A 24,414-nucleotide genomic window follows, 5' to 3' on the forward strand; every position below is an offset into this window, starting at 1 on the left:
GTCATTTATATTCATTCTATAAAGAAAAAATATCTCAATTAGGAGGATATCATGGCACGAAGTAAAAAAAGAATTTTAGTTGGAATGGTATTAGCGTCCATGACGCTATTTACAAGTACTTCCACTTTTGCAAAAGAGGAAAAAGGGGTGATCTGCCATTATACTGGCAACGGAGATGTTAAATCACTCTCGGTAGCGGTAAGCTCCCATCAGGATCATATCGACCAGCACGATGATTATTTTCCTCAAACGTACTTTGCAGACAAGGATGGCGACGGGTACGGTAATTCGCTTGACAGCATGTCAAGCTGTACTGATGTTGAAAGATACGTATTAGATAACACTGATCTGGATGATAATGATACAAGTATTACTGATGTGGAACCAATACAATTAGTCATCGAAGCTGGGGATGTGGTTTATAATAGTCTTGGGTGTGCTGATATTCTGAATAATGACTTTCGCTCACTTTTTATTGCAGCGGAACAGCCAACGGACTTCAAAGTAATCATTAATGGCGTTGAAGAGTCGGCGACAAACTACAATCCACTATTGAATATCGCACTTAATAGTTTTTCAGGTTATCAATATTTACTGGGTGGAGCTAATATTTATGGTATTGTAGGGACATCACATACTATACAAGCTGGTGGTGAATACGAAATCATAACCACCATCACAGAGTCATATTTTGATTCCGTAAATAGCCAGGCCAATTTCTTGGTTGAATTTCAAATAAAAATCCTGTACCCGGATACCAATGGAGGATATGTGCCTGCGACATTGAACTATACGGCATCGTATGTAATCACTTACACGACTGGACGTTGTGCTAAAGAGTACTAAAGAGCTGTAAATCGAAAAGAGGTACAGAAGCTATATAAAATCTATGGGCATGGCTTGAGTTAGAGGTGATAAAAGAAAGAAAAAGGTTCAATAATTGTGGCAGCAAATAGGCAGTTCAATCTGCCTATTTATAGCTATTTTGTAAAGATACTCACAAAAGTGAAGATTTATATGATCTACATATACTTTTGAAGAACAGTAGGAATTGTGATACTCCCATCTTCGTTCTGATAGTTCTCCATAATGGCGATTAGCGTACGTCCTACCGCGAGTGCTGAGCCGTTTAGAGTATGAACGAATCTATTTTTCTTGCCATCTTTAAAACGGATCTTTGCACGTCTTGCTTGGAAATCTCTTGTGTTGGAGATAGATGAGATCTCGCGGTATTTGTTTTGTCCCGGGAGCCAAACTTCTAAGTCTATAGTAGTTGCGGCAGAGAAACCTAGATCACCTCCACAAAGTTCTACAACTCTGTGTGGTAGTCCAAGTGACGTGAGTATATCAGAAGCATTTTGAACCATCATTTCAAATACTTCATCACTTTTATCCGGATGTGCAATGGCCACCATCTCCACTTTATCGAACTGATGCTGGCGTATCATACCACGTGTATCACGCCCTGCTGATCCCGCCTCTTTTCTGAAACATGGTGTGTAACCTGTCATAAGTACAGGCAGATCTTTTTCGGCAAGTATCTCATCGTGATACATATTAGTCAAAGGCACTTCGGCTGTAGGGATAAGATAAAGATCCTCTTCCTCGATCTTAAAGAGGTCATCTTCAAACTTAGGCAGTTGTCCTGTACCTTGAAGCATGGCAGCATTATTCATAAACGGTACACAAAGCTCTTCAAACCCTTTAGTTGCATTCGTATCAAGAAAAAAGTTGATCAGTGCTCTTTCCAGCCTTGCCGCCTCACCACGAAGTACAGAGAAACGACTCTTGGCAAGTTTAACCCCACGCTCGAAGTCTATCCATCCATTTGCCTCGGCTAAAGCCCAGTGCTCTTTAGGCTCAAAAGAGAATGTTTTTGGCTCGAGTACTTTTCGAAGTTCTACATTATCTTCTTCATCAGCACCTTCTGGCACACTATCATCCGGGAAGTTAGGCATCGCAAGGGCTACATTATAAAGTGCTTCTTCCGCTTCTCTGGCTTTCTCCTGAAGAGGAATCATCGCTTCTTTATTTGCATCCACTTTTGCTTTGAGTTCCGTAATATCTTTGTCTTCACGCTTATACTGGCCAAAAAGTTTAGACATACTGTTCTGTTCTGCTTTTGAAGCTTCCAATGTCGCATTGGCTTCTTTCAGAGAGGCAAAAAGCATTTTAAGGTTTTCAAGCGTAGCTGTATCTACACCCTTTTTTTGCAGTTTCGCACTGGCTTCTTCAAAGTTGTTTTGGAGATATTTTAAATCGATCATCATCTTTACCTAGATATGGAATATTTATGGAATTATAGTGGAAAGTTTAAAAGAAGTGGATTAAGTCCCTTCACTAAAGTGAGAGTAAGGAATCTTAACCTATCTGGCTTCTCAAATTACTCTGATCTCAATAGTGTAGGCAGTTGCTCATTGATGAATGTTTTAAACCCCTCTCTTTCACGGATCGTATCAAAACTGCTTTCACTATCAATATCATTTGCAAGTACCGGAGAGATTTTGATCGCTTTGATGATGTCACTGACTGCATTCTCTATATTTCCCATTTCTGCATTCACACAACTTCTCTGCCAATAAGAATAGGCATATCCGCTATCTAATTCCAGTGCCTTATTACACAAGTTCAGTGCCCACTCTTTTTGTCCTAATTCCAGTACCGCATCTGCTTTGTAGGTCAATGCCTCTACATTATTCTTATCAATTTCCAGGATCTGATCATAGATCTCGACTTTTGCCTGAACATTATCTTCAAGGTTACTTCTTCTCCAGAGCGCATGTATGGCATTGGATCGGGCTATACTCTCCTGGTTATTCATAATATCTTCAGAACGGCTCTGCATCTCAGCTTCAATTTTTGCAAGTTTTTCTGCATACTCTTTCGTAATCTCTTCCAATTTTTGCTGCACAACGAGTTTGGTCTGCTCTTTGGCATCCCTGACACTTTTCCATCCTAAGATCGCGATCAAAGAGGCTATAGCCGTAAGGATCAAAAAAATATTACTCACTGTACTGGTCATATAGTTCATAGCACGATCCGAAACATCCAAACGGGCCTGTGAGATCTTTTCATGCATCTCCACACGTAAACTTTGCTGTTCTGTACGCAGATTCCTAACCTCATCCAATAGATAGCGTTCGACCAATGGTTTATACATAGGCTCCTTTAAAGATGCTATCTCCTTTTGTGCTTCTACTTCATTCATTTCTGAGGAAAAAGAAAAAAGTGAGACACATAGATAAAATAATATAACCCGCATTACAACTCCATTTTTCTTTGAGTGTAACATATTTTTAAAAAATAGACTAATACACAATAAGACACGTTCATTTTTTAGATTGACATAAAAACAATGCTCTGTTAGAATAGTATAGTTAGTACCGTAAGGGGCTATTCATATCCACAAGGATCACCGAATGGAAGAGATGCAAAAGATCATCAACTATCATAAAGACTCAACGAAATGGAACAAATGGGCCATACTTTTCATTCTCGTCACACTCATATCTGTCTATTTTTTCTTTTTCAGAGAAACACATGGAATGAAGTATCGTTATGTCTCAGAAGTATTGCAAAAATCTGATCTTTCTCTTACCGTATCAGCAAGCGGGTATATACAGCCGCTTGAAAGTGTGGATGTGGGTACGGAAGTATCAGGCACTATCGAAGAGGTCTATGTCGACTATAATGACCAGGTAAAAAAAGGAGAACTTTTAGCCCGTCTGGATACGACCAAATACCAAAGTGCCTATGATAAAGCCAAAGCAGCACTGCAAATGTCAAAAGCGGCATTGGAAAGTGCACAAGCACAATACTATCAGACCGAAACAACCATCGAGCGCTATAACAAACTCAAAAACGCTTCCAAGGGAACACTGCCCACACAAAGTGACTGGGACAGGGAGTGGGCAAACTATCTGCTAAGCAAAGCGCAGATCGCTAATGCCCAAGCCCAGATAGCCCAAGCTACCCATGCTTTGAAATCAGCACAGTATGACTTGGAACGTACCAAGATCTATTCACCTATCACTGGGACTATTTTGGTTCGGAATGTCGATCCGGGACAGACAGTAGCTGCGACATTCCAGACCCCTGTACTTTTCAGCATTGCAAAAGATCTGAGCAAGATGGAGCTTCAGATCAGTATTGATGAAGCAGATATCGGAAAGATACAAGCAGGGCAAAAAGCAAGTTTCGGTGTTGATGCCTACCCCGATACTACCTTCGATACAAAGATACGTCAGGTCAGGATCAATTCTGAAGTACTAGAGAGTGTCGTCACCTATAAAGCGATCATGGAAGTGGACAACAAAGAGCTATTGCTCAAGCCAGGGATGAGTGTAGATGCTGATATTGTGACAAAAATGCTCAAGGATGTATTTGTAGTAAAAAGGTCTGCGTTGCTTTTCATCCCTGTCAAACCAGCATCTCAATCCTTTTTTGGCAGGGAGAGGGGTGAAAAGATAGAGGTGGATCCAAAACCTCATGTCTGGATACTTGAAGATGGGCTACCTAAAAAGGTCTATGTCAAAGTACTGGGCAACAACGGCCCTTTGAGTGCGATAGAGAGCAGTGATCTTCAAAAGGGACAGAAGGTCATCATCAATCAGGAAACTGCACCATGATCACTTTAAAGAATATCAGTAAAGTGTATGGGAAAGGAGATGCAGCAAGCACCGTACTGCATGGCATCGATCTGGAGATAAAAGAAGGTGACTTTATCGCTATCATGGGGCCCAGCGGAAGCGGGAAATCGACACTTTTGAATATTTTGGGTACGCTCGATGTACCAAGCAACGGCGAGTATACGTTTTTAGATACACAGATAGATTCTCTAAGTACTGACCAACGTGCATTGTTCAGAAGGCATATTTTAGGATTTATCTTTCAGGGTTATAACCTGTTAAAAAAGACGACTTCACTCGAAAATGTGGAAGTCCCTTTGATCTATCAAGGGCTCGACAGCAAAGAACGCAAGCGCATGGCAACCGAGGCACTCAAGGATGTAGGCCTGGAAGATAGACTCTATTATGACCCCAGCCAGCTTTCGGGAGGACAGCAGCAGCGTGTAGCGATAGCCAGAGCAATGGTGACACGTCCAAAGATCCTCATCGCAGACGAACCTACAGGAAACCTTGATACCAAACGAGGTCATGAGATCATGGAGTTGATCCGTACTTTTAACCAGCAGGGGATCACCGTGATCATGGTGACACATGAAGATGATATAGCAGCCTATGCTTCAAGAACGATCTATCTGCGCGACGGGGCAATCGAAAAAGAGGTCAATCGTGTTTCGTAATGCATTTTTACTGGCACTGCGTGAGATCAAGCGTAACCTTATGCGTTCACTGCTTACTGCTGTAGGTATTGTGATCGGTATCGCTTCGGTGATCGCGATGGTCAATATAGGTCAAGGTGCCAGCCAGTCGATCACACAGAGTGTGGAGAAATTGGGGAGCAATACACTCTATATTATGCCAGGACAACGCAGAGGCCCCGGAAGCAGAGGTGTGATCGAAAAACCTTTTAAAAAGAAGGACCTTGAAATCATTCGCTCCTCGATCTATGCGCTTGATGCGATCTCCCCCGTGGAGAACACTTCCATGACGGTGATCTACAGGGAACAAAATTACCGTACCAGTATCAGGGGTGTTGAAAATGAGTATCTACAGATACAGAACTGGAAGATAAAAGAAGGAAGAGGCTTTGAGAAGAATGAACTCAGAACAGGACAGAAAGTATGTATCATGGGACAGAGCATCATCAAAAATCTTTCAACCACTCCCGAATCGATCCTAGGCAATAAGATCCGACTGAAAAACTTTTCATGTGAAGTAATCGGTATTCTTGAAGCAAAGGGTGCAAATACATTCGGACAGGATCAGGATGATGTGGTGTTACTCCCTTTTGCATTGTTCCAGCGTCGTATAGGTGGAACTGACAACCTTCATTTAATGATGGCTGCGGTAAAAGAGAATGTCCCTTTGGCGGAAGCAAGAATCCAGATAGAGAGAGTTCTCAGAGAGCATAGACATATAGAAAATCCCATAGATGATGATTTCCAGGTTCGAAGCATGACAGCACTGCTTGATACTATCTCACAAGTGACGACCGTACTGACAGTGATGCTGGGAGCTGTAGCCGCGATCTCTCTGATCGTAGGAGGCATAGGTATCATGAATATCATGTTGGTCTCCGTAACGGAACGTACAAGGGAGATCGGTATACGTATGGCCGTAGGAGCCATGGCAAAAGATATCCTGATACAGTTCCTTATCGAATCGATCGTACTTTCAGGCCTTGGAGGGATTGTAGGTATACTATCTGGAGTGCTGATCACCTTTGGTGTGGCACAATGGCTTGATATCGTACTGGTCATTGATCCTTCCATTACGGTGATCGCACTCGTATTTTCCATGTTGATCGGTATCATCTTCGGTATCATCCCTGCACGAAAAGCTGCTGCAATGAATCCAATCGATGCCTTACGATATGAGTAATAGCTTAGATGAAATTAAGAAAATTTTTTATATAGTGTTCACAAATTATCATTTAAAAAGGAATAGACATGAATAGAAGAGATGCATTGAAAGTAGCAGGTGTGACAGCAATGATGGCAGCAGTCAGTGCTGAAGCAAAAATGGCCGTGGAACATATGAACCGTATGGAAATGAAACCAAAAGATCCATCTAACATGGACAAAGGTGAGCTCAAGCATTCTCCACTTGTCACCATAAAAGAAAAAGATGCCAACGGATACACAGATGTGCATATCACTGTAGGCCAAGAGGGGATCATTCATCCAAGTACACCGGACCACTGGATCGACTTTATAGAACTTTATGCAGATGATAAACTGGTAGGTAAAAGTGTCCTTGAACCAGAAATTTCACGTGGTGCAGCTTCTTTTGCCGTAAAATTGGACAATGTTAAAGTACTGAAAGCAAAAGCAGGCTGTAATTTACATGGTATTTGGACAACAACCGTAACTTTATAATTTGATATAGACTACTTCAAATAAACAAAGGAAGTAACCATTGGCTTACTATATAACAAAACTGATTATTACCACGGTTTTAATTGTATTGATCTCCGAGATCTCTAAAAGGAGCAGTCTGGCCGGAGCCATATTGGCTGCTATCCCTCTGGTATCGATATTGGCTATGACCTGGATGTATATCGACACAGACAGCAGTAGTAAGGCAGTGGAGTTTTCACAGAACATTGTCTGGCTTATTGCCCCCTCCATGACGCTATTTATCACTTTTCCTCTTTTGATCAAAAAAGGGGTCAGCTTTTATCCGAGTATGCTCATCTCGATCTTTTTAACGGTTTTAGCCTATTACAGTGTGATCTTTCTTCTTCATAAATTAGGTATTAGATCATAGGAATAAAGGTGTTTTTTTCAACACCTTGCTTATCTACTCTATCTGTTTATGCATAAAGCGTGTGTTCAATGAGAATCTTTAAACTGATCATGATCAAAATCACACCCCCTATTTTTTCAGCCTTCTCTTCTAAAAATCCGCCGCCCTTGGAACCAATATACACACCCAAAAAACTGCATATAAATGTCACCACCCTATAATGATCATAGAAATATATGGGTCTAACTGAAGCAGATTGAGTGTAAATCCTACTATGATGGTATCTATACTTGTGGCAATAGCTAGATATAATAGCAAATTTTATTTTTAAAAATTATCAAAATAGAGCCATAAACCTCTTAGTAATGATTTGCCTTAACACAGGGACACTCCTTACAATTTCCTATGTGTCCCATCACAAAAAGGAAGATTCTCACTTTTTTTACAGGCACACAGAGAATATTCCTTTGTTGTATCTACGGTAAATGGTTGTGGTCTATAGGTTGTTCCTTTATGGCTGCCGTCACACAATACTCCGTCTGCACTTTTCCCACACGTACAGAAATAATGTGTTTTATCTGCTTCCAATTTGACTTTTACCGGTGTTGCCATGATCTCTCCTTTTTTAAATAGTATATATCTTTGCCTATGTTTTCATTCCTTCAATTGCAAGGTGGGTCTTTACCACACACCTACCAGAATACAAACTTATTTCCAGTACATACTATAGGTATTATGACTTATTGTACCATGAAGTTCAAATTTTGTAAAAATATAAGCAATATACTTTATAGGGTTCTGAGTAATCAATCATTTATAGTGAAATTTTGAGAAGGAAGAAGGTAACTTTTTAAAGTTTTGGACAAGATTAAAGGAAGCATACAAACAAGGAAGCTGATGCAATCTAAAATAAAAAGTTACCAGAAGACCAGAAGTATCAAAAAGGGGAAAGAGTCCTTCATGGAATTCATAGTGCAAGTATAGTCCTATTGTGTGAAGTAAGTATGAAGTTGGCAAATAAGGGGTTGTTGATTATTCTAATGGTGTCAAGAGAGATTTCCACCCTCGGACTACAGCTTATTGAGTAAGCTAGATGAAAAGACTATGTCCTATATAATCCTTCTGAAAGATCAGTTTCATAAAAAACCGTTGGGACAAAAGCGGGTCTTTTTTTGGAGTCTTTCAAGGTCCTTTCAGATAGTTTGACTTGGACAAACTTTTTTGAACTATACTGAAAGTTATTTTAAAGAAAAATACACCATTGTTTGACCTTCATGATCTGATAAAATACACTTACTATAGCACATTTTATAAAGTTTTCATTTTCTTTTAGACTTGGAGAAGAAGTGTTTAGTTCATTGAAGTCATCCTCATAAAGTCATTATTATCGTCTTAAATTTTGTTGTTTTATGAGGTCAGTATTATCTAAAAGTTGTTTGGCATTACTTAGTGATAAGCCTGATTTTGAACAGGCAACATCAAATAGTTCATGATTATTTAAAAGTCTAATCAATACATTTAGTTTAATCATTTTAGATATCTTTATTGTGTTTATTGACATATTTTCTCCTTGTATTTTATTTAATTGGTTGCGGAAGATGGATTTGAACCAACGACCTTTGGATTATGAGCCCAACGAGCTACCGAACTGCTCTATTCCGCGATAAAAGTAAGCATGTGTAAATGAAAAATCTAAAAAACAGGAGGTTAAAAATAGAAAGAATGTATCTATATAAACATAATTGAATAAATATTTTTAAACGAAAATAATCTAATATCACCATTATCCTTGTTAATGGTTGTTCTTTATGATTAATAAGTGATTTCGAAAATTGTCTAAACTATGGACAGAACTCTCTGTCCATTGATGCTCTTAAAGACCAGTAACGTTCTCAGCCTGTGGGCCTTTTTGACCTTCACCGATCTCAAAAGTCACTTTTTGACCCTCATTAAGAGAGACACGGTCGTAACCATTGCTATTAATTTGACGATAGTGTACAAATACATCATTTCCGCCATTTTCTTGTTCGATAAAACCGAAACCTTTTTCACTGTTGAACCATTTTACGGTTCCATTTACTTGAGTTGCCATTGCAATTCCTTTATTTGTTTATACATTTTATGATTAAAATGTTCAAAATATAATGTGGAGTGTTCTTTTGGGAGGATAATACTGTAAACTGTAAGTAAGCAATAAGAATCTTGCCTAAGATGAAACTCTAGATCATCTTTGATAAATCCATTATAGCTGAATCATTTAATAATAGCAAGGCTATATAGAATTTAATATCGATTGGCCTAAGATGATGAGAGTAAGGTTAAAAATTAAAGTATAAATTGAATGTTATTTATTAGATTTGCCGTTAGACTCTAAAGACCACTTATCAGTAGCACTACAGCCAACATCACAACTCACATGAGGCGTAATGCCCACAGCCTCAGGATTGATTGCCACTGTTATTAGAAAGTAGTCACCATCCCCTTTTTGTGCAGTAAAGTTGTGTGTACCACAAAACTCTTCATTCATAAGTTCAGCGACTGTGGTTGCATACTTGTAGGCATCTTGTTGTGTTTCAAAGGTCATATTATTGGTGTATTCACTTTTTTTAAAACATCCACACTCTTGTTCCATTTGTACTGTATACATAAGGGGTATCCTTTTAAATATAAGATAATTCTTTTTGGCATAATAACATTATTTGCTTATTCTTATACAAAAGATAAATAATACTTTTTCTAGATCCCATCGAGACGATAAGAATAAGATAAAAACTTTATAAAATTATAACTTTATGAAGTTTGCATCATTCTATTTCCTTGAGCTTTTTTATTTGCTTTCCTGAATAAATTCTTTCGCTCTATCACCTCGTAAAGTATCTGCGGTTCTAAGTAATCCATCACTCAAATATCTCACTCGATATCCTTTGAGATATAAAAACATTCTAGCAATATTGGCTCTATCGTTGTGTGGGCATGCTGTGATTATGAGTTTGTTTTTATCCAACTCATTCAAACGTTTAGGTAATTCATTGAGAGGAATATTCTTAGCAAACCCCATACTCCAGGCCTCAAATTCCTCTTTGAAGCGTATATCAATGAGCTGTGCCTCATTATTTGCTACTAACTCTAACATTTCATATGTAGAAATTTTCATCTCTTTACGTGCTTTGTAATCAAAATTTTTAAGATAGGTATCAAAGTCTTCTGCATGTATTAGTGTTGTAATAAAAATTAAAAATAATAAAGTCTTCTTCATATATACTCCTTATACAATTACATTTATAATCATTCTACTATAGACCATATCAAAAATTTCTTATCTTTGCTAACCTTATAAAATATATAACGTTATAAAGAACTTTTGTCCGTTATGGTCTATGTTAGATTATAAGAGTTACAATCATATTCATATTAAAGTGTAGAATATAACAGAGGAAAAATATGAATGTAATAAAAACAAATATTAAACATATTTATTGTGGGACTGTAGAAGAGATCAATGATGGGAAAAGAAAACAATATCCATCTGCTTACAGAAAAAAGAAAATTGACCCGCATAAAAGCCTTTTTGTCAACAATTTAGGCTTGATTGATGATATGCAAGGGGATAAAGTAAATCATGGAGGAGCTGATAAAGCTGTATGTGTGTATAGCCAAAAATACTATGACTTTTTTAACAATATACATAGTTTAGAACTACCAGAATGTACATTTGGAGAAAATATAACAATATTAGATTTGGATGATAGTGATGTTTGTATTGGTGATCGATTTCAATGTGGTGAAGTTATTTTTGAAGTATCTCAACCTAGGCAACCTTGTTGGAAAATATCATCAGTTACAGGGATAAAAAATCTCACTTCATTAGTGGTTAAAGAATACAAAACAGGATTTTATGTAAGAGTGATTCAAGAAGGCTTTATTGCCACAGATGATACTTTGGAACTTATATCAAGGAATTACCCAGAATTTACAATTGAGTTTGTCAATCAATGCTCTTTTAATGCGAAAGATAATCAAGAAAACATCAAAAAAATATTAACATGTGAAAAACTAGCAAGAGCCTATTATGAATCGTTATTAAAGAGATATAAATTTAAAGAGCATGGAATTCAAAACTGGCAAGAAGATGAATACTTGAGTAATAATGAGTAGTTCATCTCAGTCTGTAAAGATATGAGTATCTCAAATATGCCTTATTCATAAAACCCTATGCACTAAATTTATAAGGTTATCTCCACATAAGAATTTTCTGTTTTTTCAGTAAAAGGCACTAAAAAAGACCTGAAGAATTTTCAAAATATATACAAGACTTTGTACATGGGTCTTAATGACAATTCAACCACAGACTCATCTATTTTTTGGAGACAATATTTTTCATCTGGACAAAAAGTAGAGCCTAGGCTCAAAAAGAGGAAAATATAAATACGTGAATTATTTTAATTAATCTTCACAAATCTTTTTCTATATTTACATATTGAATTAGTAGTTTTAGTTCTAATTTTTTCCAATGCATATGCTGATATTCATTAAGTAAAGCATAAAATTCTCATTCAAATGTTTCTTACAAAGGTTATATATGTGTATATTATTATTGTAAAAAAAATCAATATAATATTCGTCATTAACACTAGCAAACATGATGATTTATCCTTTTTACACCAATTATAAATACCTTTTAATATGTTTTTCACGCTTATTATCTCCCTCGTAAATAATTGACTATGATACTGAGCATTTGTAAAATTAATGTAAAATTAATATCGGGACAAATCTGGGACAAAAAAATTAGACCCGTGGCTCAGAAACTGGGAAATACAAGTACGTGAATTTTGATCATTCTTCAGAATGTTAAGTAAATAAGGGGATTGTTGATAATTTAAGTGGTGTCAAGAGAGGGACTTGAAAGAAAAAATTACAAACCCCCTAAAATAGGGGCTTTACAGACTATACAGAAATAAGTGTCAGTAGATAATGGGCGTTTTTTACTGACAATTCTACTGACAATTAATTATTCTTTTTACCTTCTTAATACTTATGGAAAATTTAGCAAAATCCCATTTTAAACAAAAACCAAAAATGACCAAATATTAAGGGCTTTCGTTGCTTTATCAAAATTCATATATCTATCAATTCAATATTAATGCATTAGTCAATATGTCATTATAAAATCTCCTATATAGCACATTTTACAAAGTTTTCATCTTCAATTTCATAATTTTAGATATCACAAGTATTTGATAAATATGATATATTAATATATAATATATAGTTAAGTATTAATATACTTATATTTTATAGGTTAGGATGAGGGGAACAGGTAAACAAAGTAAAAGAAAGGAGTTGAGATGAGAAATAACTTATTTATACCTATTGCTGTTGGAGTCTTTATAATAATAGTAATAATAGGTATTGGCAGTGCACTTTTGCATGAGGATGATCACAGTGGTGGTGGAGTAATAATAAGCACTGAATGTGACAATTTACGTCAAAGATGTATAGATTTTTGTTCTCCAAATGATCCCATGTGCGTGGAGGATTGTAACAATGAGGCTGAAGCATGTAGATCTAATCAATCAACACAAGGATTAGAAGATAAGATTGAAGAACTAAAGAATGAAAGAGACCGTCAAGGTTATAATCTTGCAGTAGCTCTATGTAAAGACAAGTGTTATGAGAATGTATTTTCGTCAGAAATAGGACAAGAACTTACACCTGAAACTTTACAGGATCCAGAATTCCAGGAATTATTAAGGAATTCACGACTTTGTGCCAATGAATGTGGAAGTTATAAGTAAGATGTAGGATAGCTGGCAATTGCCAGCTATAAGGTATAGTCACGGTGACAAAAAGCATACATTTATAACTGCATATTAAAGTCTAAAAAATGGAGTGTATTAGAGATTACACAGACAGTAGGGCATACAAATTCTAAGATGATTATTGAGAATTATTCACTGTATATTAAGGGTGAACATTTAAAATAAATAGCTCATTTAATCCTTTTCAATGTCGTGGTGACACTGAAAAAACGTTAACTTGTTGAAATCTTATGAAAATACGTATTTTAAGAGATTAAATTTTTTTCTGGAGCCCGATTTTAACCAATGACCTTCGGGTTATGAGTAAGCTAGTGAAAAATGAAAAACCCTATATCTCCATACTAATAGTGACTTTCAAAAAATATTTGAGACAAATTTGTGCCTTTTTTTCGAGGCACTTTCATATTCTTCAGTTAAAGTATTACTACAAAAAATTTTATCTTATTCTTAAAACTATTTTAAATAAAACATGAACCATATTCAGGGAAAATTATTATAAAATAAACCTTATAAAATATATAAGGTTTTCGTTATATTTAGTGTTGAATATTTATTGAGGTGACAACTTAAACTTTATATGGAGAAGCGAAGATTCTTTTAACCAATTTAAATATATGTCATACACTTCCAAAGGCTTAAAGTATTAACTATATTATTAAGAAGCGCACCTTGTAGTGATTCGAAAAGTAAACTTTAATTTCGCAATATTACTGGCAAATGCGTGCCATTTCTTTTCAATGACGTCTACCTGAAGTCTAGGGACAATAAAGGATTCATATACACCACCAGCACATTTAACAGGTACATAGATAGAGTTTGATCCATAATCATCCCAAAGAGCATCTTTTTCTTTAGCACTGGCAGACAGGAGTATGTTAAATTGGGTATCACATCTATTTTGTATCTCCTTATCCATAATAACCATATCAGCAAAAGGTTCTAAATCGTCATTATTGAGTTCCATTTCAAAATTACGTGACACTCCATCTGCTGCTATCGTAAAATCCCAATCATTTCCAATATTATTACCATAATATTGAATCTGCAGAAGTTCAACAATCACTCGACAGCTTCTTCTGGGCTGTGGCTCCGGTTCTTTTTCATATACAACTAGCATTGGTGGAAATGTTACAATAGGTATTTCCTTGTGATAATTAAAATGGGTATCAGCAAAATTCTCAACCGCTGCACGATATAAGTCAGCTAAAATTATCATGCCATTATCACGAATACAGTGAGCTAATTGTCGATCACATCTAATCTTATCTGCTTCGGTTCCACCTATACAGTAACAAATATCATGTTGATTACAACATTCTTCAAAGTTAAAATCTGGTGAACTTGTACAACCGTCCGTCTTGCAATCTGTTTCTGAACGAACTGTTTCTGAACGAATAAAATAGACTAGATGAAAGAGAATCTGCGAAAGCAATGAAACAGCTTTATTATTGTGTTTTTTTGATGATTTAGGTCCATCTTTTTCTAATTCTTTCCAGAGTAACGAAACTTCCTTACACTCTTCACCTCTTAGATTCTCCGCAAGAAGATTACGACTACTCGGTGACAATAATGACCATTCCCAGTAGTGCATTCCATAGATTCTTATTGAGACTATATCAATATTATTGGGATCATCTTTTTCAATTAATGATGAAATAACTTCATTACCTTTGGCATCTTTAATATAAACAACAATTTGTTTTTCTGTCGATATGCCGGTCCCATACACAAGACCTTTTTTATTCTTAATTTCCTTTTTATCTATAAATACGATTGGTTTCTCTTTCGGGAGTATATGAATAGCAGATGCCATTAATTTATAATAATCCTTGCGACAAGCCATTTTGTTTATCTCAATATTCCGTGCAAAATCATATACTGAGTAAAACGGTCTTTCTTTGATAATTAATTCTGTAAGCTTCCTATCAATATCATGCTTTTTACGCATCTCATCTGCAGAATCCGAATTGATATATATTAGTTCTTTTCCAAATCGATGACTCATAACTACCTCCTAAATGTAATTTTTCTTATTTAAATATCTAATTACCCTCAAACATAAATGTTTATTAAGGGAACAAAGTGTCCTTCTATTGAGTTATTCAGTTCAGTATAGAGTATACCAAAATATATATTAATGATTATTTATAAGAATATATTATTAATGTTTGGACAGAGTATTCCATTATTTGTTTATTTCTGGCAATTACGGACAAAATATCTTGTACTCAAAACCTTATAAAATATATAAACTTATAAGGTTTTTCTCCACGTAAGAATTTTCCATTTTTTTACAGTAAAAGGCACTAAAAAAGACCCAAATCATTTTATAATTTCTACAAAGCCCTTATATACGGTGCTTAATTATAATTCAACCTCCGACTCAACTATTTTTTGGAAATAATATTTGTCATATATAGATACAAAATATAGAAATTACTCTCTCCCCATACGATCTAATTACACCAAATAGTATAAAAAATAGAGACAAAAATCGGGACAACTTTGGGACAAAAATTTAGACCCGCGGCTCAAAAGTAGAAAAATATAATATGTATATTTATTTTGATTAATCTTCAGTAAGTTAAATAAATAAGGGGATTGTTGATTATTTGAATGGTGTCAAGAGAGGGACTTGAACCCTCGACCTCCGGCTTATGAGACCAGCGCTCTAACCAGCTGAGCTACCTTGACATCGTTGTGAAGAGACGGAATTTTATCTAAAGATACCTTTATTGTCAACACATTTTATAAAAAAAAGGTAAAAAGGCCTTAATATTTTATAGACAACAAATAGTTTAGTCAATATCACTCATATTTGTTAAATAATTTAAAGAAAGTTATTGACATTTTTGGAAAAAATGACTACAATGCAACTACAAAAATTAAATCATATACAAAGGAGTCACTATGGCATTTGAACCATTAAAAGACAGACTGCTTGTTCTTCGTGAAGAGCAGTCAAATCAAACCGCTTCTGGGCTATATATTCCAGATACAGCCAAAGAAAAACCACTGGAAGGAAAAGTCGTTGCAGTTGGTCCTGATGCAAAAGAGGATGGTATTAATGTAGATGATACTGTAGTCTTTGCAAACTTCAGTGGCATGGAAGTCATGATCGAAGGTACAGAGTACCTGATATTAACAAGCAAAGAAGTGCTTGGATTAATCAAATAATTTAAGGAGATAATATATGGCAAAAGAAATATTTTTTTCAGATAAAGCAAGATCAGGTCTCTTTGAAGGTGTAACAAAGTTAGCCGATGCTGTGAGGGTGACCATGGGGCCTAGAGGTCGTAACGTTCTGATTCAAAAATCATATGGTGCACCACATATCACAAAAGATGGTGTTTCAGTAGCACGTGAGATAGAGCTTGCAGACAGCCTAGAAAACATGGGTGCACAACTGGTAAAAGAAGTTGCTTCCAATACTGCCGATGAAGCGGGAGATGGTACAACGACTGCAACCGTACTTGCACATGCTATCTTTAAAGAAGGTCTCAGAAACATCACTGCCGGAGCAAATCCTATAGAAGTAAAAAGAGGTATGGACAAAGCATCTGCTGCCATCATCGAAGAGCTCAAAAAGATCTCTAAAGAAGTCAAAGATAAAAAAGAGATCGCACAAGTGGCTACGATCTCTGCAAACTCTGATAAGACGATCGGTGATCTCATTGCTGAGGCTATGGATAGAGTCGGAAAAGATGGTGTCATTACTGTAGAAGAGGCAAAAGGGATCAACGATGATCTTGATGTCGTTGAAGGTATGCAGTTTGACAGAGGGTATATCTCGCCTTATTTTGTAACAAACACAGAGAAAATGACCTGTGAGCTTGAGTCCCCTATCATTCTTGTCACAGATGGCAAAGTGACTTCACTGAAAGATCTGGTGCCTATGTTAGAGCAGGTACAACAAAGTGGTAGGCCACTTCTTATCATTGCAGATGATATTGAAGGTGAGGCGCTCTCAACACTCGTTCTTAACAAGCTAAAAGGTGTACTCAACATTACTGCGGTGAAAGCGCCAGGTTTTGGTGACAGAAAGAAGGAAATGTTGAAAGATATCGCTATCTTGACAGGTGCAACACTGATCACTGAAGAACTTGGTCTTACACTTGAGAAAGCAACACTTGCAGATCTTGGGCAAGCAGCAAGAGTGGTCATTGACAAGGACAATACTGTCATCGTTGATGGAAAAGGTGATACCAATGCCGTTTCTGCGCGTGTGAATGAGATAAAAACACAAATTGGTACAACCACCAGTGAATATGATAAAGAAAAACTCCAGGAACGTCTGGCGAAACTCTCTGGCGGTGTTGCCGTGATCAAAGTAGGTGCAGCCACTGAGACTGAAATGAAAGAGAAAAAAGACAGAGTGGACGATGCACTCTCTGCTACAAAAGCTGCTGTGGATGAAGGTATCGTTATCGGTGGTGGGGCTGCACTGATAAAAGCAAGCCAAGCTGTCAAACTTGATCTTAAAGATGATGAAGCGGTAGGTGCAGAGATCATCTTAAGAGCAGTCTATGCACCAGTGAAGCAGATAGCACAAAATGCAGGATTTGATGCAGGTGTAGTAGCGAATGAAATCGCTAATTCAACCGATGCGAATTTAGGGTTTAATGCTGCAACAGGAGAGTATGTCAATATGCTTGAAGCAGGGATCATTGATCCGCTTAAAGTAGAACGTGTAGCACTTCAAAATGCTACATCTGTAGCTTCATTGCTTCTGACAACCGAAGCAACTGTTTCAGATATACCTGAACCACCTTCAGCTCAGCCAGATATGAGCGGCATGGGTGGTATGCCAGGAATGATGTAAATTCATTCCTGATTAGTACTCAGAATATTCAGAGGATCTGCTGAACATCCTGTTTGGTAGATCTTTCTTCATACTCGCTACTTTCTTACTTTTACACTCTACTTATGCCTAAATGAATGACCTTTTATGATATTTCCTTATCGATGAAAATAATGAGATTGAAAATCTATAGAAATACTATTAAATTTACTTAGGTTTGTACAATCCTTTACGAAGAATTAACACTTCTTTGCTATACTTCCAGCCCAAAATAACTTAAAGTATAGAAGCATACTTCTCTGGTAGCCCCTTCTAGATAAGACCATAAATGTTTCTGTCCTTTGTAACTTTTTCCGTCACTTTTTAAAGATGAAATGGTGTATGGCATGAGTTGGTTATTTGATAATTAAAGAAGAAAGGACGAGAATGGAGTTACAATATATCTTTTTTGGTATCCTGACAGCATTAGTAATTACTACAGGTGCAATTGTGGCAATAACTAACGCTAAAAACTAGACTGGAGAAACAGGACAAGACATTCCGACTACGTCCAAACTCACAAAAAGTCATTCATGCAATCATAGATAATAAAAATAGAGACTAATGAGGGGTAAAAGCTACCGAACAGATTGTTCGGTAGCTTCTCTCTATATTCTAATGATTGTCAAATACCCATTATCTGATAAGTTTTTGAAATTCAAACACAGGTAATGGTTTTGAGAAATGGTATCCTTGCAGATAATCACATCCATAAGAAGTTATCATATCGACCATTTGTTTATTTTCAATACCTTCCACCACTATCTTCATGCCTAATGTATGTGCCAGTTCGATGATCGCTTTTACAATTCTCTGATCTTCTTCGTTGGTTAAGATATAGTCGACCAAACTTTTGTCAATTTTTACAATATCTGCAGGAAATTTTTTCAAATATCCAAAAGAAGTATACCCCGTACCAAAGTCATCCAATGAGATGCCTACGCCCAATTTTTTTAATGCAAGAAAGTATTTGACAGTCTGCGCTTCATTGAGCATAGCGATACCCTCTGTAATTTCAAATTTTATACATTCCGGATCAAGCTGATGCTCTGCAAGTTTTTTCTCTACATGTTGAACAAATTCACCCGTATTGATCTCAATCATAGATACATTGATCGAAACCTCGATACTCTTAAAATTGAACAGTTCCCAGCGTTTTTGCTGTTTCAGAACTTCATCCAGTATAAATTGGCCCAACTTCACAATAAAACCTGTTTTCTCCATTAAAGAGATAAAGACATCCGGAGGGATCATACCATACTGTGGATGTTTCCATCGGATCAGTGCTTCAGCTGCTACAACTTCCTGATCTTTGGATCGAACGATTGGTTGATAGTATACTTCAAATTCACCTCTGCTTAATGCACCCGGCATATCACTGTGAAGTCTCAATTCATCATACGCAGCTGTAAATTTTTCAGGTAAGAATACAGTGATATTATTATCACCTTCTTGTTCTGCTTGTGCCAACGCTTTATATGCATGATCAAGCAGTAGGCGTATATTTCCACTATCTGGATATATGGCTATACCTGCTGAAGCAGTCAGATGTAAATGTACACCATCCATTTTATAAAATGTGGCCAATTTTTTCTGGATATTTTCTATAAATATTTTTGCCTCATCTATAGAGTGCAAGTTCGTTACTGTCATCAAAAAATGATTATCAAACGTATGATATACAGATACATTTGCATTCTTCGTCAAAGTCTCCAAGTATGTAGCAAATTTTTTGAGTATATCATTAGCCTGTTCATCTCCTATAATGGATCGTAACCTTGAGAGATTGTCTAAACTCATAAGCATTAAAGCCAATTTATTTTTTTCTAAATGTGCTTTTGAAAAAAATGCCGGCAGGTCATTGTAGACCTGTAATTGATTGGGTAAGTGTGTCAATGGATGTTTAAAGTCCGCAGCAGATCGTTCTTTGGCTTTGCTTAGATCTTGAATCGATATCACATCACACAAGACACCCTTCGGCATCTCCATCACGATAGTATCTAAATATACATTCACAGGTATCTCATCATCTGCTGAAATTTTTAATGTAATATGAGGATAAGTACGTACTTTATTATTAGATGTGATACGATGTTCTTGAATAAATTGATTTAATCCTGCCCACTCTTTTTTTACTTTGATTTGAGCCGTGCTTATAAATGTTTTCAATAAAAAATCACTTTTTAGATCCAGCAATCGTACCATGGCGTTACTTGCATATATCACTTTATTTTGGGGAGAAAGTATCAATACAGCATCATCAGAAAGATCAAATGCTTTTTGAAAAACCTTTAAGTTATTTTCAAGTGTTATTTTTAATTTCTTTTGTTGTCTTGAAAGCAGATACGTATAGAATACAAAGAGAATAGATAAAAGCACTATGGCCATTGTTGCATACTCTTCACGTGTGATTTGAGCTATAATGTCTTGAAATCTTGTCAATATGATATCCATCCCTGAACCCTAAAGGTATTAAACTAAATTATATTATAAATATTAAAACTCAAGCTTTACTTAAACATAAAGCTTCTATTCGTGTTTCCGCATCTTGGACCGTAAATTTCTGATTGACTTCAATGGCACTCAGTTCAATGGTCTTCTCCTCTGCAGATATTTGTGCCCAACCTTTACGACACTGCAGTTTAGGATCATTCATCTTTAATTTTTTATCCATATATTCCAGATACTGGTTTTTCTGCTCAAGAATGAACACCAAATTCTGCCTATACTTTGTGTACATTTCAGGTAACAAAGAAGAGAAACGCTCTAACTTATACGTCATGATTCGCTTAAACTCCTCTTCTAAACGTATAAACTCTATCTGTGTCTCTTTGAGTTGTCTGCTAGGTGAACTACGCAACAGTATCTCTTCTGTATGTTTTAATTCACGTACAAGATGCTGCAGTTTTTGATTCATCGCATAGGTAAATCGTTCAACCAGTTCATTTAAAGTATAGAGTATCTCTCTCATATCCGGAAGTATCATCTCCATAGCAGCACTTGGAGTCGGCGCACGCAGATCTGCGACAAAGTCACTTATCATCACATCCACTTCATGTCCCACGGCACTCACTACAGGTGTTTGCATCGTAAAAAGAGCATCTGCTACCATCTCCTCGTTAAAACTCCACAGATCTTCTGCACTACCCCCACCACGTCCTACGACCACTACATCCACACTTAAACTGTCCGCATAGTGCAAGGCATGGGCTATCTGGGCAGCGGCTTCATCCCCCTGTACCAATGTATCGACTATCACGACTTCTAGTAAGGGCCAGCGATGTTCAATGATCTTCAGCATATCATGTAGAGCAGCACTCTCTTTTGCTGTGACCAATGCTATTTTTCTAATATGTTTAGGGATGGGTTTTTTTCTTTGTGCATCAAAATAGCCCTTTTCTTTTAAGCGTTCTTTGAGCTGTTCATAGGCCAATGCCAAAGCACCCTTTCCGTAAGGTTCGACATGCACCGCATAGAATTGATATTCACCCCTGGGTGTATAAACGCCTACAGAACCCTCTATGACGATATGCATCCCTTTTTCTATGCGGAATTTCAATTTCGAAACCGAAGAGCGCCACATGACACATTTGATACTGCTCTGCTGGTCTTTAATGGAAAAATAGATATGTCCTGATGTATGATAAGTTACCGACGCCACTTCACCTTCCACAAGAATATGCATAAAGGTGGCTTCAAGCAGTGATTTGATTTTTGTATTGAGTGAGGAGACACTCATCATTGATTGACTCATGGTACTCCTTTTTGATCTATGTGTTAAATTTTTTGTGCAACGAGAAGGGTCGAGATACCCATAGAGAAAGATTTGATATACTTCATCTCAAATCCGGCTTCTTCCAACTCTTTGGCCAGCATTTCTGTGGTTAAGAACTCTTCGATCGAGTCCGGCAGATATTTATAGGCTTCATAATTCTTGGAGATCAGTCCACCTACACGAGGAAGCACCTTTTTCATACCAAAATCAACGATCTTGTTGACCACACCTCTTCTGTCTTGTTTGGTAAACTCCAAGATCATGACTATACCCTTTGGCTTTAAGGCACGGTTGAACTCTTGCAGTGCCTCTACCCTATCTACCACGTTACGAATACCGTAAGAGATAGAGATCACATCCGTACTCTCATCTTCTATGGGCAGCTTTTGGGCTTTTCCTTCAATGAACTCTGCGAAATCCACTTTTTTTCTTGCCACGTCCAGCATACCTACAGAAGGGTCGATTCCTACATATTTGTCAATCTTGACACCATTCTTTTTGGCTTGTTCTTTCCAGTAGATTAGCAGGTCTCCCGTACCCGTAGCCACATCTGTCACCTGTGTCAACTCTTTTTTATCCAGGATCTCAAAGGCTTTGTCACACCCTTTTTTGCGCCACTGGATGTCGATGCCAAAACTCAATACCCTGTTCGCCAGGTCATAGGTTGATGCAATATCATCAAACATTGTGACAATTTTTTCTTGTTTCTCTTCTTTATCCGTTAATTTCTCAATGCCCAATTTTTTTGCTCCATATCATCAGATCTTTATCTTTTTTATCTTGATACAAAAAATGTAAATTCATAGTTGTATTATAGGTTAAATTATTCGTAGAGAGCTTAGGTGTCTGGTAAATAAGCATCCAATCTATCTTCTCTTGAAGTGCCTTCAGCATACCCTCACCACCTTCTACCAAAACAAAAGACGGTGTCTCTAAAAAATCCAATCTAGTGATAACTTCTACACGCCTATTCTCAACAGTGAAAAGCGGGATCTCTCTATCAAGGTTGTCTTCTTTGGCATAGATCTTAACGTCAGGTGCCTGTGCTTGGATAAATCTGCAATCCAAAGTTGGCCTGTCTACTCTTACCGTATTTCCACCTATAAGCAGTGTATCACACACTTCTCTTAACTGATGTACGTGGGTCAAGGATGCCTGAGAACTTAAGTAACCCCCACCGATACGCCCATTGGTCGTCTGCGCCAGTTTAAACAATACAAAGGCCCTCTTTTGCCAAATAAGAAAAGGTTCTATCAGTGCCTGACACTCCTTTTTTAGTACACCTACAGTTACATGTTCCAACTGCTTCATCCCACCGCCATGTCCCGCTATAGGATCCTCTGTACCTATCACTACCCTGTGCAGTGCAAGTGACTGCAGTAAAGAGGCACAGGAAGGTGTTTTTCCTTCATGTGAACAGGGTTCAAGTGTCACATAGATACTACATTGAGCAAAAAAATCTTTGGGAAGTGCTAAAAGAAAGGCATGTGCCTTATGGGAATCATAGGGATCAAAATCTATAGATCTGTTTGAGAGTGATTCGTAAGCTGAGAGCAATGCCAACACTTCCGCATGTGAAGTGCCAGCTTTTTGGTGCGCCTCTATGGATAAAATGTTTCCCTCTAGTACAACGACTGCACCTACTGCAGGGTTGGGGTAGGTCAAGCCTTGGTATTCCCAGGCTTTATCCAGGGAAAGTTGCATATAAAACTCATCTCTCACAGCAACTTCTCCTTTTTGTAAAAGTGAACTCTAGTTCCAGTCAAAATAGGTTTTTGCTGTACCTAATGCTCCATATTCAAAGCTTTCATCACCCTGCTTTGTCTCTACAACGATACCATCGTTATCGGCACTTTTAAGGGTTCCTTTCACTTTATCACCGCCTGAGATCTTGAGCTTCACTTTTTCACCGATCGCATTTTTAAAGTGCACAGGTTTTGTGAGTTTTCTTTCAATCCCTGGAGAACTGACCTCCAAACGGTATTTCTGACTCATAGGAGGATGCACATCTAAAAAAGGAGAAAGTTCGTGAGAAATATCTGCACACAGATCAAGATCCACACCACCAGCTTTTGTTATCAGAACACGAAAAATCGTCTCTTCAAACTCTGTCACTATCTCTATATCATACAGGGATGCACCATTGGCTTCTATAATTTTAGCGATTTGTGTTTCAAGATTCATCTGTAGACTCTCCGTCATCTTTTGTTTTTCTCGTACTTATTTGTTTAAAGAGATCTTCTATTCGACTCACTTTTTCTAGCTGATGATCGAACTCGAAAGTAAGTCTTGGCGCCTTAAACCACCCTTCACTCTGTTTACAATGGTTTTGTATATATCCTGCTACAGTCCGTAACTGTCTAAGCGCTTCATTCTGTTCTTTCTCATTAAGGAAGGAGGTATCAAGATATACCTTCGCATCCGACCTACCTTTTGAACACACCACATCAGTCACTGTCAGTCCGTTGATACGCTCATCATCCAAACTGCCGAGTGCCTCAGGAATAATCTCTTTAAGTATAGATTCTACACGATGTCTTTTGATCTCTTCATGTGTCATCTTTAACCTTTCTTATACATAATGCGACAAGGAGTCACATAAGC

Annotated in this window: 23 protein-coding genes, 2 tRNA genes and 1 pseudogene; 10 read left to right on the plus strand and 16 right to left on the minus strand. The window is 37.1% G+C overall.

Features of this window, described 5'->3' with window-relative positions:
• Window positions 1-51 precede the first annotated feature (51 nt).
• Entirely contained in the window at window positions 52-846 is a 795-nt protein-coding gene (locus SULAR_RS06670; RefSeq protein ID WP_008244310.1) for a hypothetical protein, read from the plus strand.
• 176 nt (window positions 847-1,022) lie between these two features.
• Here the strand turns inward: SULAR_RS06670 and serS are convergent, their stop codons facing one another.
• Together serS and SULAR_RS06680 are read right to left on the minus strand one after the other, a co-directional pair.
• The gene (serS, locus tag SULAR_RS06675) at window positions 1,023-2,267 is read right to left on the minus strand and encodes a serine--tRNA ligase (RefSeq protein ID WP_008244312.1); all 1,245 of its coding nucleotides are present in this window, start codon (window positions 2,265-2,267) and stop codon (window positions 1,023-1,025) included.
• 116 nt (window positions 2,268-2,383) lie between these two features.
• Window positions 2,384-3,262 carry a tetratricopeptide repeat protein gene (locus SULAR_RS06680; protein ID WP_008244314.1) on the minus strand — a complete coding sequence of 293 codons (879 nt, stop codon included), beginning with the start codon at window positions 3,260-3,262 and terminating at the stop codon, window positions 2,384-2,386.
• A 157-nt stretch (window positions 3,263-3,419) separates the two neighbouring features.
• Between SULAR_RS06680 and SULAR_RS06685 the strand changes: the two genes are divergently transcribed.
• From SULAR_RS06685 to SULAR_RS06705, 5 genes are all read left to right on the plus strand, one after another.
• Window positions 3,420-4,628 (plus strand): efflux RND transporter periplasmic adaptor subunit, encoded by a 1,209-nt coding sequence (locus SULAR_RS06685; RefSeq protein WP_008244316.1) that lies wholly within the window; start codon window positions 3,420-3,422, stop codon window positions 4,626-4,628.
• The gene (locus SULAR_RS06690; protein ID WP_008244318.1) at window positions 4,625-5,305 is read left to right on the plus strand and encodes an ABC transporter ATP-binding protein; all 681 of its coding nucleotides are present in this window, start codon (window positions 4,625-4,627) and stop codon (window positions 5,303-5,305) included. The genes SULAR_RS06685 and SULAR_RS06690 overlap by 4 nt, the downstream gene beginning before the upstream one ends.
• Complete coding sequence (locus SULAR_RS06695) at window positions 5,295-6,506, plus strand: ABC transporter permease (protein WP_008244320.1); 1,212 nt, start codon at window positions 5,295-5,297, stop codon at window positions 6,504-6,506. The genes SULAR_RS06690 and SULAR_RS06695 overlap by 11 nt, the downstream gene beginning before the upstream one ends.
• Before the next feature lie 68 nt (window positions 6,507-6,574).
• Window positions 6,575-7,003, plus strand: a complete 429-nt coding sequence (locus SULAR_RS06700) for a desulfoferrodoxin family protein (protein ID WP_008244322.1) — start codon at window positions 6,575-6,577, stop codon at window positions 7,001-7,003.
• A 40-nt stretch (window positions 7,004-7,043) separates the two neighbouring features.
• Window positions 7,044-7,394: a DUF3147 family protein gene (locus SULAR_RS06705; RefSeq protein WP_008244332.1), complete on the plus strand. Its 351-nt coding sequence runs from the start codon at window positions 7,044-7,046 to the stop codon at window positions 7,392-7,394.
• 46 nt (window positions 7,395-7,440) lie between these two features.
• Here the strand turns inward: SULAR_RS06705 and SULAR_RS11030 are convergent.
• The 6 genes and pseudogenes from SULAR_RS11030 to SULAR_RS06735 all read right to left on the minus strand — a co-directional run bounded on the left by SULAR_RS11030 (window position 7,441) and on the right by SULAR_RS06735 (window position 10,629).
• Window positions 7,441-7,691, minus strand: a pseudogene (locus tag SULAR_RS11030) (manganese efflux pump).
• Window positions 7,692-7,766: 75 nt separating this feature from the next.
• Window positions 7,767-7,985 carry a CDGSH iron-sulfur domain-containing protein gene (locus tag SULAR_RS06715; RefSeq protein WP_008244341.1) on the minus strand — a complete coding sequence of 73 codons (219 nt, stop codon included), beginning with the start codon at window positions 7,983-7,985 and terminating at the stop codon, window positions 7,767-7,769.
• A gap of 974 nt (window positions 7,986-8,959) precedes the next feature.
• Window positions 8,960-9,036: transfer RNA gene (locus SULAR_RS06720), tRNA-Met, on the minus strand.
• 210 nt (window positions 9,037-9,246) lie between these two features.
• Entirely contained in the window at window positions 9,247-9,465 is a 219-nt protein-coding gene (locus SULAR_RS06725) for a cold-shock protein (RefSeq protein ID WP_008244343.1), read from the minus strand.
• 252 nt (window positions 9,466-9,717) lie between these two features.
• Window positions 9,718-10,020 carry a hypothetical protein gene (locus SULAR_RS06730; protein ID WP_008244346.1) on the minus strand — a complete coding sequence of 101 codons (303 nt, stop codon included), beginning with the start codon at window positions 10,018-10,020 and terminating at the stop codon, window positions 9,718-9,720.
• Window positions 10,021-10,200: 180 nt separating this feature from the next.
• Complete coding sequence (locus SULAR_RS06735) at window positions 10,201-10,629, minus strand: rhodanese-like domain-containing protein (protein WP_008244347.1); 429 nt, start codon at window positions 10,627-10,629, stop codon at window positions 10,201-10,203.
• Window positions 10,630-10,814: 185 nt separating this feature from the next.
• On the opposite strand from SULAR_RS06735, the gene SULAR_RS06740 reads away from it, so the two are divergent.
• Together SULAR_RS06740 and SULAR_RS06745 are read left to right on the plus strand one after the other, a co-directional pair.
• Window positions 10,815-11,528: an MOSC domain-containing protein gene (locus SULAR_RS06740; RefSeq protein WP_008244349.1), complete on the plus strand. Its 714-nt coding sequence runs from the start codon at window positions 10,815-10,817 to the stop codon at window positions 11,526-11,528.
• 1,193 nt (window positions 11,529-12,721) lie between these two features.
• On the plus strand, window positions 12,722-13,171 hold the full coding sequence (locus tag SULAR_RS06745; RefSeq protein WP_008244351.1) for a hypothetical protein: 450 nt from the start codon (window positions 12,722-12,724) through the stop codon (window positions 13,169-13,171).
• A 679-nt stretch (window positions 13,172-13,850) separates the two neighbouring features.
• On the opposite strand, the gene SULAR_RS06750 is transcribed toward SULAR_RS06745, so the two are convergent.
• Both SULAR_RS06750 and SULAR_RS06755 read right to left on the minus strand, forming a co-directional pair.
• Window positions 13,851-15,200, minus strand: a complete 1,350-nt coding sequence (locus SULAR_RS06750) for a hypothetical protein (protein ID WP_008244353.1) — start codon at window positions 15,198-15,200, stop codon at window positions 13,851-13,853.
• A gap of 612 nt (window positions 15,201-15,812) precedes the next feature.
• Window positions 15,813-15,889, minus strand: a tRNA-Met gene (locus SULAR_RS06755).
• 216 nt (window positions 15,890-16,105) lie between these two features.
• Between SULAR_RS06755 and SULAR_RS06760 the strand changes: the two genes are divergently transcribed.
• Window positions 16,106-16,372 carry a co-chaperone GroES gene (locus SULAR_RS06760; RefSeq protein ID WP_008244354.1) on the plus strand — a complete coding sequence of 89 codons (267 nt, stop codon included), beginning with the start codon at window positions 16,106-16,108 and terminating at the stop codon, window positions 16,370-16,372.
• A gap of 16 nt (window positions 16,373-16,388) precedes the next feature.
• A complete protein-coding gene (groL, locus tag SULAR_RS06765; protein ID WP_008244355.1) occupies window positions 16,389-18,017 on the plus strand; it encodes a chaperonin GroEL in 1,629 nt (542 codons plus the stop codon).
• 654 nt (window positions 18,018-18,671) lie between these two features.
• Here the strand turns inward: groL and SULAR_RS06770 are convergent.
• The 6 genes from SULAR_RS06770 to rbfA are packed head-to-tail and all read right to left on the minus strand — an operon-like array spanning window position 18,672 to window position 24,370.
• Window positions 18,672-20,489, minus strand: a complete 1,818-nt coding sequence (locus SULAR_RS06770) for a GGDEF domain-containing phosphodiesterase (protein ID WP_008244357.1) — start codon at window positions 20,487-20,489, stop codon at window positions 18,672-18,674.
• Between the two features lie 49 nt (window positions 20,490-20,538).
• Window positions 20,539-21,789 (minus strand): exodeoxyribonuclease VII large subunit, encoded by a 1,251-nt coding sequence (gene xseA / locus SULAR_RS06775; RefSeq protein ID WP_038000227.1) that lies wholly within the window; start codon window positions 21,787-21,789, stop codon window positions 20,539-20,541.
• Window positions 21,790-21,812: 23 nt separating this feature from the next.
• On the minus strand, window positions 21,813-22,550 hold the full coding sequence (ubiE, locus tag SULAR_RS06780) for a bifunctional demethylmenaquinone methyltransferase/2-methoxy-6-polyprenyl-1,4-benzoquinol methylase UbiE (RefSeq protein ID WP_008244359.1): 738 nt from the start codon (window positions 22,548-22,550) through the stop codon (window positions 21,813-21,815).
• Window positions 22,540-23,532, minus strand: coding sequence for a bifunctional diaminohydroxyphosphoribosylaminopyrimidine deaminase/5-amino-6-(5-phosphoribosylamino)uracil reductase RibD (gene ribD, locus SULAR_RS06785; protein ID WP_008244360.1), 993 nt, complete (start codon window positions 23,530-23,532; stop codon window positions 22,540-22,542). Before ribD ends, ubiE begins: the two co-directional genes overlap by 11 nt.
• Window positions 23,533-23,562: 30 nt before the next feature.
• Window positions 23,563-23,994 carry a ribosome maturation factor RimP gene (rimP, locus tag SULAR_RS06790; RefSeq protein ID WP_008244361.1) on the minus strand — a complete coding sequence of 144 codons (432 nt, stop codon included), beginning with the start codon at window positions 23,992-23,994 and terminating at the stop codon, window positions 23,563-23,565.
• Window positions 23,984-24,370 carry a 30S ribosome-binding factor RbfA gene (gene rbfA / locus SULAR_RS06795; protein ID WP_008244362.1) on the minus strand — a complete coding sequence of 129 codons (387 nt, stop codon included), beginning with the start codon at window positions 24,368-24,370 and terminating at the stop codon, window positions 23,984-23,986. Before rbfA ends, rimP begins: the two co-directional genes overlap by 11 nt.
• Window positions 24,371-24,414 lie beyond the last annotated feature (44 nt).

The sequence above is a fragment of the Sulfurovum sp. AR genome (assembly GCF_000296775.1).
GTDB lineage: Bacteria > Campylobacterota > Campylobacteria > Campylobacterales > Sulfurovaceae > Sulfurovum > Sulfurovum xiamenensis.